Source organism: bacterium (assembly GCA_024224155.1).
Lineage (GTDB): Bacteria > Acidobacteriota > Thermoanaerobaculia > Multivoradales > JAHEKO01 > CALZIK01.
On record JAAENP010000128.1, the window covers coordinates 1 to 11709 of the forward strand.

Sequence of the window (11709 nt, forward strand, 5' to 3'; positions counted from 1 at the left end):
ATGCTGCTCGCCGAGAGCCGCTTCTACGATCTCGAGCAACACATCACCCAGGTTCTGGACGAGACCGAGCGGGTCCGCCTCAAGCTTATGAGCCCGCTCGGCATCGGCCGGCGCGTCGCCGGCCAGACGCTGCAAAAAGTCGAGGGCCGCCTCGAGGTCCTCTCCGCCGACATCCAGTCCCTCAAGAGCATCGAGACCCAGCTGGCTCTCTATCAGGACGATCTGCGCAAAGCGTTTCGCTTTCGGCTTTCCGATGTCGACAACGAGCTCCTGGAGTTCGAGAACCGCGGGATCGAGTTCTTCGACGACACGCTTCGCATCACGCGCGCTTTCGACCTGATGAACAAAGAGCGCATCCGGGCCGAGTTCGAGCGCAAGGTCGTCGAGCAAACCCCTGCCCGGCTGGAGGAGAAGGTCCACGAGATCATCGATTGGCTACTCGCGGCCGAGCTCAAGCAATGGCAAGACGTTTCGGCACAGATCGAACATCGCCGGCAAAGCCATGCCGCTCGCGGCAATGGCGAGATTCTCGGCGAGCTCGGCCGTTTCGACTACAACCGGGCCGAGCTGCTGGAAAGCGTCGGCCGCTCGGCGCGCGGCTCCATCGACGCCTTCGACCAGCAGGCCGAGGCCAAGCGGCTCGCCGAGAGCGTCCAGAGCGCCGTTGCCGGCACGGCCATCGTCGAAGCCAGTGCGGTCGGACTGGGCACTCTCTTCAGCGTGCTCGCAACCACCCAGGTCGCGGATATCACCGGAATCCTGGCGGCCTCCGGCCTCGCGATCGTCGGCCTGTTCATCTTGCCGGCCCGCAAGCGCAAAGCCAAGACCGACTTCCGGCGCAAGATCGTCTCGCTTCGCAACCAGCTCGTCGACGGCCTCACCGCCGAGTTCGATCGCGAGATCGAGCGTAGCGCCGCGAGAATCCAGGAGTCGATCACGCCCTACACGCGCTTCGTTCGGGCCGAGGGCCAGACCCTGCGCGATCTCGAGGCCGGCCTCGAGAGCCTCGGCGGCCAGTTCGAGCAGCTCGAAGCCGAGATCCAGGCGCTCTGAGGTCGGCGACACCGTTCCGCGATGTCCCCCTACCGACTGGACTTGCCGGGCTCAGAGTTTCGCCAGCCCTCCACCTCGAAGAACGGTTGGGCCGAGTCTTCGGGCCGCTCGAGGTCGGCTGCCAGAACCGCGAGGGCCAGCTCACCCTTGTACAGACTGTAGGGATACTCGGTGATCCTCGAGCGCTCCTGCGCGGCCTGATGCGCGAGGTCGCCGGCCCGGCGCAGCCACCCCCGGTCCCCGGTATGCCGGTAGAGGTTGAGCAACGCGTAGGCGCGCCCGGCGAGTCCGCAGCACAGGCTCGGGTACGGATCGGCGGCGTCCCAAACGTCCCAGCCGGCAGGGCTGGGATCACAGATTCCTGGGCGGCTCCTGGCTGCTGGTGACGACCCGATCCGGGACGCGCGTGGTTCCTCTGGAGGCCGACCGGGCATCCATCGAGCCCTGGATCAAAGCCTTTCTCGGCCTGTCCGAGCCAGAAGGCCGGCCGGCGGTTCGGCTCTACCGGGAAACCGTCCAACAGGCTCTCGAGGAGCTCGACCCTCGAGTCCGCAAATTGGTCCTGGTGCCGGACGGACTGCTCAACCTCCTACCCTTCTCCGCGCTGCGCCCCAGCCTCGGGTCACCGCCGCTGATCGATCGTTTCGAGCTCACTCTGGTGCCGTCAGCCGATCTCTGGCTGCGCTGGCGAGAACGGCAGGGCGATGCCGGCGCGTCCGACGGTCGTTCGTTGGGCGCGCTCGTCCTCGCCAACCCGGCAATCTCGAATGCCGCCGAACCGGCTCGAGCTCGGGCCAGCGGACTCGAATCGGCGGCCGATCTCGGTCGGCTCCCGTTCGCCGAACGCGAGGGCAGAAGCGTGGCGCGCCGGTTCCGAGGACCCACCCGGCTGGTCGCGAACGAAGAGGCGAGCGAGGCCTTTCTCAAGCGAGAGAATCTGGACCGCTACGGAGTGGTTCACTTCGCCGCCCATTCGGTCACCGACTCCGAGCGGCCACAGCGTTCCGCCATCCTGCTGGCCCCTGGAGACGACACCGAAGACGGCTTTCTGCGCCCGGCAGAGATCGTCCGACTGCAAGGGCTCGAAGGCAAGCTGGTCGTTCTTTCCTCCTGCAACAGCGCCTCCGGGAACGTGCTGCGCGGCGAGGGTGTCCTGAGCCTCGCCCGGGCGTTCTTCGAGGCCGGCGCGCACGCCGTCGTCGGCAGCCTATGGCGTCTGGACGATCGCGAAGCGGCGGCGTTTTTCGAGGATTTCTATGCCCATCTCGCCGAGGGCCAGACCGTTAGTCAGGCCGTGGCCTCGACCCAGAGACGGTGGATCTCGAAGCGGCGACCGGCCTCGGCCTGGGCCGGCCTCGTGGTCCTCGGGAACGGCGACTTGGTACCCATGCCCGAAGGCCGCGCCGGACGGATCTCCGGAATCTGGGTCGCGAGCGCCGCGGCTCTCGGGCTTCTGCTCGCGCTCTGGTGCCGGCGCTCGCTCGGCAGACTATCTTGAGCGCTTCCGGGTTCGCCGGGCGCGCCGATCCAGTGCCCTCTGGACGAGCTCCAGGCTCCCCCGCTCGGGCCCGACGACCTCCTTGAAGAAACGTTCGATCTCGCGCTGCAGTCCCTTCTTCTGGGACAGGGCGGCCGTGTAATAGTTCCTGTTGCCCTCTTTCTCGACCTTCAGATAGCCCTTGGCGGCCATCCGGCTGACAAACGTCAGAATGGTGCGGTAGTCGCGCGTCCGCCTCTTGCGGTCTTCCGTCAGAATCTGCCGGACATTCGCGCGTCCCAGCTTCCAGCAGATCCGCATGATCTGCCACTCGGAGGGCGACAGCCGTTCCTCACCGGGCTTGGTCTTGGGTCTCGCCATGGTCTGTTTCTCCCTTTCGATCAGGCCACCACCGCTCCCGGCTCCAGCGTCTCCGTCGCCTCCACGCACTCGATTCCCAACTCGGACAGGGCATCCAGAACCGGCTCGTAGATCTCCGGCGTCACCGGTCGGAGCACGCCGGTGGTCTCGATCTTGCCGCTGAGAATCCGGTCGACACCGATGGCTGCGGGCAGTGAAACGGTCCGCGACATCGATGAATCCCCACCCGCGAAGCCGAAGTCGATCATCCTGGAGGTGATGCGCTCGCTCGCTCCATTTGGGTACTCAGCGCGAAAGTCATGGTAGAGGACGAGCATGTCGCGCTCGTCCGGCTGAAAGGCCAGCTTCTCGAACATCAGGTTGCCGAGGGCGTCGAGCGGCGAGATCCTGTCGACACCGAGGGCACGCTCGCTGAACATGCCCAGCCAATGGAGATTCCAGGCCGGCAGGGCATCGGGCGGCACGCCCATCTTGCGCGCCGCCGCGAGCCGGAGTTCGTCCGAGCCGGAGCCGGCCCCGAGCCGAGCACGCATGAAATCGGCGTAGGTCTGACCCGCCACATCGACCTCTTCCAGGTCGAGCAGTCCGAGCCGGCGGAAGTTGTAGAGGGTGTCGCACCAGCCCATGTTGCGCAGGGTGCCGCGATAGAGCGTCTTGATGCCCTGGAGCCCGTAGATGTCTACGTAGGCGATCGAATCGCGGTTCGGGTAGGCCTCGAAGTCGCCGAAATCCTCGACTTGGAGCACGTGCATGTCTCGGAACAGACGCTCAGGCTCGACCTCGACCCGACGTCCGTCGAGCAGGTACCGCGCGCCGTTCCGGCTCGCCAGCAGGACGCCGCGCGGCGCCCAGGAGAACTTGTAGCCGAACGGGTTGTCGTTCGATTCGGGAGCCGGAAGGCCGCCGCAGTAGGACTTGAAGGCGACGATCTTGCCGCCGCGGCCTCTGACATCGTCGATGATCCGCATGGCCGACATGTGGTCGATGCCCGGATCGACGCCGATCTCGTTGAGGATCGTCACACCCGCGTCCTTGGCGGCGCCGTCGAGCTGCTCCATTTCCTCGGAAACGTAGCTCGTGGTGACCATGGGCTTGCGCTGCTCGATGCACATTCTGGCCACGGTCGGGTGGAAGGCGAACGGCACCAGGCTCACCGCGAGATCGCAGTTCTTGATGAAGTCCGCGAGCCGGCCCTCGTCCTTGAGATTGAGCTCGTAAGCGGTGCCGTGCGGGTGACCGTCGATCAGCTTCTCCGCCTTGGCGACCGTGCGGCTGGCGCAGGTCACCGCGTAGCCCCGATCGAGGAGATAGCCCACCAAGGGCCGCGTCACGAGTCCCGCTCCCAGAACCAGTACCTTCTTCATTGAGTTCTCCTGATGAGTGGCCAGATTGGCCGGATTGCTGGCCTCACTCCTATTACGCGTCCTTCAGGTGCTCGCCCAGGTAGCGGTAGTCGGGTGTCAGCTCGCCCCGGTGAACGATGACTGCGTTCTTGAGATGGGGAGCGAGCTCCAGCTGTTCGAACTCGGCCCGCCAGTCGGCACCGGCGAGCTCGGCCACCATGGCGCGCAGCGCGCGACTGAACTCCTCCGACGCCTCGCGCGGCAGCTCGCAGGGCAGATTGTCAACGGCCATGATCGCCGGCCCGGGACCGTCGCATCCCATGCGAACGCTATCGCTCTGCGGTACGTAGGTGAAGCATGGAGAGTCCGGTTCGGTGGTGCGGGTCGTGAGCTCGATCCCGCCCTCGAGGTCGCAACTGATGTCGCCGATCACCATGAGGCGCGGCTCCTGATGCCGCCGCGACTCCTGCGGCCGCCGACCGCCCGTGTAGCTGCGCCTCGCCCACTCCCGCGTCACCAGACGCGGATAGCGCTCGTCCCAATAGGCGGCGTTGATCAGCACGTCCAAGTGCGGCAGGTGCCTCTCGAAGCAGCCCCGATAGCGCTTTGGGTGATCGTAGTAGTCCTGGAGATCGAACCCGGTGTCTTCGTCCCGTGGCTCGGCTGCTCCGCTCGAATCCCGCCGCAGCTCGACCATGTCCTCTTCCTTGAACACCACCCGCAGGAGGGGCGGCAGCAGAGCCAGGGGCGCCACCTCACCCGCGGCTGCGGCGGCTAGATCCGCCACCGCGATCTCGGCGACGCCGAGGCTATCCAGAACTTCCCGGCAGCCGCGCGCCACATTGCCGTAGCCGGCGATGCCGAAGATCAGCGGCCGGTCGCCCGGCCCCGACGCGCGCTCCCGGATTCGCTCGCCGACGGCGCTCAGGTGTGCTTTCGCCGCCGTCAGTGATTCGTACTCGTAGGCGTGCCGGATCTCAGAGAGAGGTTCGAGGGCATCGGGCAGCCCGGCGGCACGGAGCCGTTGACTCAGGCACCATAGTGTCTCGATCGCGCCTGCATGACCGGCGTGCACGCCGAAGAAGATAAGGCGGCGGCCGGCATCATCAACGATCTTCTCGTAGTCGACCAATGAGCAGCCCAGCTCCATCAACCGCGCCAACATCGGCATGTTGTGCGGCTGCCCCTTGATCACATGCGAGAAGAAGACGTAGATCTTCTCCGCCGCCAGCAGATCCACAGGTATCTCCTTGACCGCGAGGACGATCTCGGCACTGGAGAGATCCTCGTCGATCTCGACGCCGGCTCGCCGAAAGTCCTCATCGTCGAACACCCGGATCGGAGAGGGTTGGACGACGAACTCCAGTCCCGGGTCTTCGCTCAGAGCCGCCAGGTCGGTCGGGGTCAGGGGAATCCGCCGCTCCCAGCGGCTCTTGTCCTCGCGTCTGATTCCGATCTTCACCGTCATCTGCTCATCTCTCGCTCGAGAACTCCCTGGCTGCCCCTCTTCGCGGAGCCAGGCGACCACTCGGTGCGGGCTCCGGTCGATTTGAGTCTATCGCCCGCGGCATCCCGCGCGCACGGTTGTCTTGAGGGTTTCGCGTCCCCCGACTCCACTGCCCTGGCTTCTGCGGAGAGCAACTTCGGCAGGGGGCGCAGAGGACCCCGGAGGACTTGGTCGGCCAGGGCAGCGGGCTCGGTTTTGAGTTCTTCGGCTGGTAGCTTTGCAGGGTGAAGCTAACCCTCGTTGAATCGCCCTACGACAGCGGTTTTCGATCGCAACGCATGGGCGCGGGGCCGCGGCATCTGATCAACGCCGGTCTGGCCGAGGGGCTCGGCAACGCCGGTCACGACGTCGAGTTGATCCGGCTCGATCTCGGTCCGGGCCTGCACGGCGAGATCGGCGCGGCGGTCGAGTTAATGCGCCGCATAAGCCGCTCGGTCAGGGAGGCCGTGGCCACGAAGCGCTTCCCGATCGTGCTTTCGGGTAACTGCAACGCTGCGGTGGGCGCCGTGTGCGGCATCGGTTCCGCCGGCACCGGCGTGCTCTGGTACGACGCTCACGGCGATCTCCACACCTCGGACACCACCGAGTCGGGCTTCTTCGACGGCATGGGTTACGCCATGCTGCTGGGTCAGGCCTTCAGGGCACTCGCTGCCACGATTCCGGGGTTCGCCGCCGTGCCGGGTCACCTCGCCGGCATCGTCGGAGCTCGCGACCTCGATGCGCCGGAGAGCGAGCACATCGCGGCCTGGGGGATGGAGGCGTTCTCGGTGGAGAGGCTTCGCAGCGAACCTGGGCTCCAAGCCCTCGAGAACTTTGGCCGCCGCGCCCGACGGATCTACGTCCACGTCGACCTGGACGTTCTGGACCCATCGGTTCTACGGGCAAATGGCTTCGCGACCCCTCAGGGACTGACCCTGGCCGAGCTCGAGGCCACGATCAATGCAGTCGGCCGCGGAGCGCCGGTGGCCGGCATTGGCCTCGCCTCCTACGACCCTGCATTCGACGAGGAAAATGCCGGGCCGGCCGTCGCGGCCCATGTCCTCGCCGCGCTTCTCGATCCACAGGACCGATAGAGGCCGCCGGTGCCCTCCTTTCGCTCGCACGGAGAGGCTTCGCTCCAGGAGGCACGCGGCTGCCTCCAGCCGCGGATCGCCAAACCGCGGAGGTGACGCCCCACGGGGTGCCGCCCAGAGCTCGCGTCCAAGCGAATGTGAGACAATCCGTCCCCACGGGGAGAAGGAGGTTCAAATATGGCGCTGTCCATAGTCTCTTTGTCCGCACTTCTCTTGGTTTCTCTCGCAGGCTCTGCCCTGGCCGCCGCGCCTCCCGTGGCGGTGTCGCCGGGGCACGTCTCGAAGCTCGCCACGGTCGCCGACGCCTGCCCGACCTTCAGTTGGACGGAGGTTCAGGCCGCAGCCCGCTACGAGCTCGTGCTCTACGAGGTCGGTGAGGTCGAGGGTGAATCCACGGAAGTGCTGTGGCAGACGGTGCCCGGCGGAGCCACCAGCTGGACGCCTTCGCTCGGCCTTTGCCTGGAGCGCGGCGGCCGCTACGCCTGGAGCGCACGGGCTGTAGGCGCGAAGGCGGCTTCGGAGTGGTCGGCTCCGAGCCTGTTTCAGGTCGCTCCCGGGCCGAGTGAGGAGGAGCTCGAGGAGGCCCTGGACGTCGTCCGAAGCTACCTCGGCACCCGACCCGAGGCGGCGGCGCCTTCGGTCGACGGCCCGGCCGCCATGGCGGCGAGGCTCGAGGCGGCCGCGCCGAGATCCGCCGCGACCGCGGTGGGGGCACAGCTGCAAGTATCACGAGACAGCGGCCCTCTGACCCCCATGTTTCATGTCACAGGAAACGCCGGGATTACCGGGCTGTACGTGGACTCCTTTAACAGGGTCGGAATAAGAACAATCGACATGGACCGAGAGTTCAATCTCGACGGAACCATGGTGATTGACAGCTCCGTCGGATCCAACGGGATCCTTTGGAAGACAGCGAGTACTGCGCTCATCAACGGAATCATTGTCAGCTCCAGTGATCTGCAAATGGGAATTGGCCGAAACCAGCAGATCAGAATCGAGGATCTTTCACCAGCCAGCAGTATTCACATAAAGGCCAACGGGAACGTCGGCATCGGCCAGTCCGATCCCTCGACAGCACTGGACGTAGATGGCGATGTCAGCGTATCCGGCTACGCAGAGCTCGCTCTGACCTCCGGAGCCCCGCTCGCAGCCGATTGCGACGAGGGATCTGAACGCGGCAGGATGAAGGTCGACAACGCTGCCGGGCTTCTCTATATCTGCGCGGATTCAGGCTGGGTTTCGAAGTAACGCTGCCGGAAGTCCGGCTCATGCCAGGGCTGCGGTCTCGGGAACGGCCCGCGTAGCGCGCTAAACTAGCCAGCGGACGCGCCGCTAGCTCAATGGATAGAGCACCAGACTTCGGATCTGACGGTTGGGGGTTCGAGTCCCTCGCGGCGCGCCATTCGGTCCACTTCCGGTATCGCTTCCCGCGAGGGGCCACGGGCGGGCTCGGCTGTGGCCGACGCTGCTATTCTCGGCCCAGGTGGCAACCCGCCGATGCCGACGGATCTGGAAAGCAAGGAGCTCGCGCAACAGGCGCTGCGAGCCTTGGAGCGACTCGGCCTCGAGTTTCTGGACAACGAAGCGACGCTGCCCCCTCGAGACCTCCCGGCGGAAGAGATCTCGGCGCGGCTCGGCATCGCTCTGGGCCCTGAGGGACGTCCATTCGAGGAGGTGGTCGCCAAGCTGGGGCGGGTGCTGGACGCCACTCCGTCCTCCTCGAGCCCGCGGTTTCTCAATCAGCTCTTTGGCGGCCGGGAGCCGGCCGCCACTCTGGCCGAGATGCTGGTGCCCCTAGCCGACACCTCGATGTACACCTACAAGGTCGCCGGCGCCCAGGTCCTGGTCGAGCTGGAAGTGCTGGCTAGACTGCTCGCCGCGGTTCCCTTCCCCGAAGGCGAGGGCACCTTCTGCCCCGGAGGATCGCTGGCCAATCTGACGGCCATGCTGCTGGCACGTAACGAAGTCCTCGGAAGCGTGCGCGACAAGGGCTTCCAGGGCGAGCGCCTGTCCATGTACTCATCCAGCGATTCCCACTACTCGATTCGCAAGGCAGCCGGAATCCTCGGCCTCGGTCGCGACAGTGTTCGCGAGGTGACGACCGACGCCGACGGCAAGATGAGCACAGAGGAGCTTGCAGAGAGCATCGAGGCAGACCGGCAGGCCGGATGGCGCCCCTTCTTCATCAACGCTACCGCCGGAACCACGGTGCTCGGCGCCGTCGACCCGATCGCGGAGATTGCCGAGATCGCCCGCACAGAGGGTATCTGGCTCCACGTCGATGGCGCCCTCGGCGCCCCGGTTCTACTTTCCGGAACCTACCGCCATCTTCTCGCCGGAAGTGCCGAGGCCGACTCCCTGGCCTGGAACGCACACAAGATGATGGGAGTGCCGCTGGCGTGCTCGGTGCTGCTGCTGAGGCAGAAGGGGCTGCTGGCCCGACACCTCGGTGAGTCGGCCAACTACCTGTTCCAAGCCGACCAGGAGGAGCTCAACCCGGGCACTCGATCTCTCCAGTGCGGCCGGCGCAGCGATGCGCTCAAGCTATGGGCGGCCTGGCAGCATCATGGCGATCGCGGACTCGATCGAAAGATGACGCGCCTTCTCGACCTGGCCCGTTACGCCGCCCGGATCATCGAGGAAGATCCGCAACTCGAGCTTGCGCGGCACCCTGAGACCGTCAACGTCTGCTTCCGGGTTCCCGGTGTCTCGAGCGAAGAGCTCTGCGACCACCTGGACCGGCAGGGCATCCTCAAGATCGGGCATGGAACCGTCGCTGGCGAAAGCGCCGTCCGCCTGGTGTGCGTCAGTCCGGACCTTGACGAGGATCGGATCGTGACCGTCCTGGGAGAGATCAAGGCCGCCGCCCGGGCGCTGACCGAGGAACGCAGACGCGCAGAAGCCGGGCGAGTCCTCGAGGACGCACCGGCCTGAGCGCGGTTGTCGGGCACCGCTCGATGAGCGGGTCGCGCCTGCCACTCGACGCTACCTGACGGGAACCGTTTAGGCGGTCGGCCAGGTCGCGTATTCCCGCCGCACAACGGGTCGCGAGAGCCAGACCAGAAGGAACACCGGAAACGCCAGCATCACACCCAAAGCCACGACAACTCCGAAGGCCGCCGCGCCCTGCCATTCCCCGTTCGCCAGGTCCGAGATGAAGTCGGCGTTGCGCTGGAGCCACGAGATTGCGGCGGTGATCTGGATCACCGCCCAGGCAATCGTCACCTGAGACCATCTCCGGCACAGCTCGACACCGGATCTCATGTGACGATGAATACGCATCGACCCTATGAACAGAAGGACCGCGAGGGCCGCCCCGATCACGGCGGCGACCGCCACCCAGCCCACCGGCGGCATCAGACGCACCACGATCTCGGCCTGCTTGGGACCGAGCCATCTGCTCCAGGTTTCGGGAGACAACACCAGTAGCGCCAACAGATCATCGACCTGGTCGACGAACATCAGGACCGCGACGATGATTCCGACGACGCCCACAACACCCGGCCACCGAGCCCGCTTGCCCTCAACACCCGTTTCTTCGAGTCTGCTCATTTGTCGCCTCCTTCGAGGGTTCCTCCGGGAGCCCGGCACGATCGGGTTTCGTGGGGGGCGCGTCGGAAGAGGTGCCGTTCCACGCTAGCCGGCAACAAGAGTCGACGGCAACACCCCAAGGGGCGGGGGCGTTCATGATGAAATGACGGCATGTCAGAGAAGACCGGTCTTCCGAAACATGGACCATTGCCTCGCCCGACAAGCGTCGAAGAGGCCCGAGAGCAGCTCAAACGAGAGTCCTTCCCGGCGCCGGACGTGCAGCTGGTCTCGATGACCGCCGTCGAGTTCACCGCGATCTGCCCGCGCACGGGCCAGCCGGACTTCGGCAAGGTGGTCATCGAGTACAAGCCCGCCAAGCGTTGTCTCGAGTCCAAGGCACTCAAGTACTACCTATGGGCCTACCGGGACGAGGGCGCCTTCTGCGAGACGCTGGCGGCACGGATCGCCGACGATATCGTCTTCGCCATCGAGCCGGCCTTTGTGCGGGTCGAGGTTCGGCAGAACGCCCGCGGCGGTATCGCGATCCTCGCCGCGGCCGAGCGCTCGGCCGAGTGAAACGAGCTCACCGCGCACTCGTGCTGTGGCTCGCGCCATAGAGGCTTTCGCGCACGCAAGCTAGAGTCGCCGGCATGCCCACCTCCCGCGGTCTTCGATTTGCAGGCCTCGCCCTGGCAGTAGCGCTGGTGGTTGCAGCGAGCCAGCCGAGCGCAGTGCGCGCCGCGTTCGAGCGGCTGCTGCGCTTCATCGAGCTGGGCGGCGAGCCGGTCTTGGCTTCGGTCCCGGTGATCTCGGAGCACGAGATCGAGGAGCTGCGGCTGGCGCCGCCACAGGAGCAGGCCGAGCGCTTGCTCGAGCGGGCGATCAACGGCTATCGAGGCGCCAACGAGCTGATCGAAGCCGAGCTCGGAAACTGGTCCGGTGAGATCAAAATAGAGGGCCGGCTCGACGCCCTCTTCCGGGTCGCGATCGACTCCAGCAACCTGCGCGTACGGGCGGCGGCGATCGAGATCTACCTGGCCGCGTTCTCGATCGAGAAGACTCTCGAACAGGTCGCCTATCACCAGGAGGTCATCCGCGAGCATCCGGAAGAGGCTCCCTGGCATCTGTGGGTCCTCGGCTTCCTCGCCAACCGCGACGTGGCGCGCGCCGAGATCCTCGACTTCCTGCTGCCCTATCTCGACGATCCCGAGACCGAGATCCGTCATTGGGCGGTCGAAGGAATGGCCTATTCGGGAGACGAGGCGATCATTCCCCATCTGCTGCGAGTCTTCCACGACGACCCCGAGCCCTTCGTTCGGGAACGGGCGGCCTGCAGCCTGGCCC

12 protein-coding genes and 1 tRNA gene are annotated in these 11709 nt (G+C 65.9%); 8 read left to right on the plus strand and 5 right to left on the minus strand.

Annotated elements, in window-relative coordinates; genetic code table 11:
- A partial coding sequence (locus GY769_07285; protein MCP4201722.1) for a dynamin occupies window positions 1-1053 on the plus strand: 1053 nt, incomplete at its 5' end.
- 29 nt (window positions 1054-1082) lie between these two features.
- On the opposite strand, the gene GY769_07290 is transcribed toward GY769_07285, so the two are convergent.
- Window positions 1083-1319, minus strand: a complete 237-nt coding sequence (locus GY769_07290; protein MCP4201723.1) for a hypothetical protein — start codon at window positions 1317-1319, stop codon at window positions 1083-1085.
- Between the two features lie 116 nt (window positions 1320-1435).
- Here GY769_07290 and GY769_07295 point away from each other — a divergent pair, with 116 nt between their 5' ends.
- On the plus strand, window positions 1436-2551 hold the full coding sequence (locus GY769_07295) for a CHAT domain-containing protein (protein ID MCP4201724.1): 1116 nt from the start codon (window positions 1436-1438) through the stop codon (window positions 2549-2551).
- Here GY769_07295 and GY769_07300 read toward each other — a convergent pair.
- The 3 genes from GY769_07300 to GY769_07310 are packed head-to-tail and all read right to left on the minus strand — an operon-like array spanning window position 2543 to window position 5716.
- Window positions 2543-2911, minus strand: a complete 369-nt coding sequence (locus tag GY769_07300; protein MCP4201725.1) for a BlaI/MecI/CopY family transcriptional regulator — start codon at window positions 2909-2911, stop codon at window positions 2543-2545. The two genes, GY769_07295 and GY769_07300, sit on opposite strands and share 9 nt — an antisense overlap.
- A gap of 20 nt (window positions 2912-2931) precedes the next feature.
- Window positions 2932-4275: a saccharopine dehydrogenase gene (locus tag GY769_07305; protein ID MCP4201726.1), complete on the minus strand. Its 1344-nt coding sequence runs from the start codon at window positions 4273-4275 to the stop codon at window positions 2932-2934.
- Between the two features lie 52 nt (window positions 4276-4327).
- Window positions 4328-5716, minus strand: a complete 1389-nt coding sequence (locus GY769_07310) for a hypothetical protein (protein MCP4201727.1) — start codon at window positions 5714-5716, stop codon at window positions 4328-4330.
- 269 nt (window positions 5717-5985) lie between these two features.
- Between GY769_07310 and GY769_07315 the strand changes: the two genes are divergently transcribed.
- The 4 genes from GY769_07315 to GY769_07330 all read left to right on the plus strand — a co-directional run bounded on the left by GY769_07315 (window position 5986) and on the right by GY769_07330 (window position 9768).
- On the plus strand, window positions 5986-6834 hold the full coding sequence (locus tag GY769_07315; protein MCP4201728.1) for an arginase family protein: 849 nt from the start codon (window positions 5986-5988) through the stop codon (window positions 6832-6834).
- A 177-nt stretch (window positions 6835-7011) separates the two neighbouring features.
- Complete coding sequence (locus GY769_07320; protein ID MCP4201729.1) at window positions 7012-8082, plus strand: hypothetical protein; 1071 nt, start codon at window positions 7012-7014, stop codon at window positions 8080-8082.
- 78 nt (window positions 8083-8160) lie between these two features.
- A tRNA-Arg gene (locus GY769_07325) sits at window positions 8161-8236 on the plus strand.
- A gap of 95 nt (window positions 8237-8331) precedes the next feature.
- Window positions 8332-9768, plus strand: coding sequence for an aminotransferase class V-fold PLP-dependent enzyme (locus GY769_07330; protein ID MCP4201730.1), 1437 nt, complete (start codon window positions 8332-8334; stop codon window positions 9766-9768).
- Window positions 9769-9837: 69 nt separating this feature from the next.
- On the opposite strand, the gene GY769_07335 is transcribed toward GY769_07330, so the two are convergent.
- Window positions 9838-10386, minus strand: coding sequence for a hypothetical protein (locus tag GY769_07335; GenBank protein ID MCP4201731.1), 549 nt, complete (start codon window positions 10384-10386; stop codon window positions 9838-9840).
- A 150-nt stretch (window positions 10387-10536) separates the two neighbouring features.
- On the opposite strand from GY769_07335, the gene queF reads away from it, so the two are divergent.
- Both queF and GY769_07345 read left to right on the plus strand, forming a co-directional pair.
- The gene (gene queF, locus GY769_07340) at window positions 10537-10941 is read left to right on the plus strand and encodes a preQ(1) synthase (GenBank protein ID MCP4201732.1); all 405 of its coding nucleotides are present in this window, start codon (window positions 10537-10539) and stop codon (window positions 10939-10941) included.
- 74 nt (window positions 10942-11015) lie between these two features.
- A partial coding sequence (locus GY769_07345; protein ID MCP4201733.1) for a HEAT repeat domain-containing protein occupies window positions 11016-11709 on the plus strand: 694 nt, incomplete at its 3' end.

Bases quoted from the DNA above. Each gene is read 5' to 3' on its own strand.
- GY769_07300 (MCP4201725.1), bottom strand. From the start codon at position 2,911: ATGGCGAGACCCAAGACCAAGCCCGGTGAGGAACGGCTGTCGCCCTCC.
- GY769_07305 (MCP4201726.1), bottom strand. From the start codon at position 4,275: ATGAAGAAGGTACTGGTTCTGGGAGCGGGACTCGTGACGCGGCCCTTG.
- GY769_07320 (MCP4201729.1), top strand. From the start codon at position 7,012: ATGGCGCTGTCCATAGTCTCTTTGTCCGCACTTCTCTTGGTTTCTCTC.
- GY769_07330 (MCP4201730.1), top strand. From the start codon at position 8,332: ATGCCGACGGATCTGGAAAGCAAGGAGCTCGCGCAACAGGCGCTGCGA.
- GY769_07335 (MCP4201731.1), bottom strand. From the start codon at position 10,386: ATGAGCAGACTCGAAGAAACGGGTGTTGAGGGCAAGCGGGCTCGGTGG.
- queF (MCP4201732.1), top strand. From the start codon at position 10,537: ATGTCAGAGAAGACCGGTCTTCCGAAACATGGACCATTGCCTCGCCCG.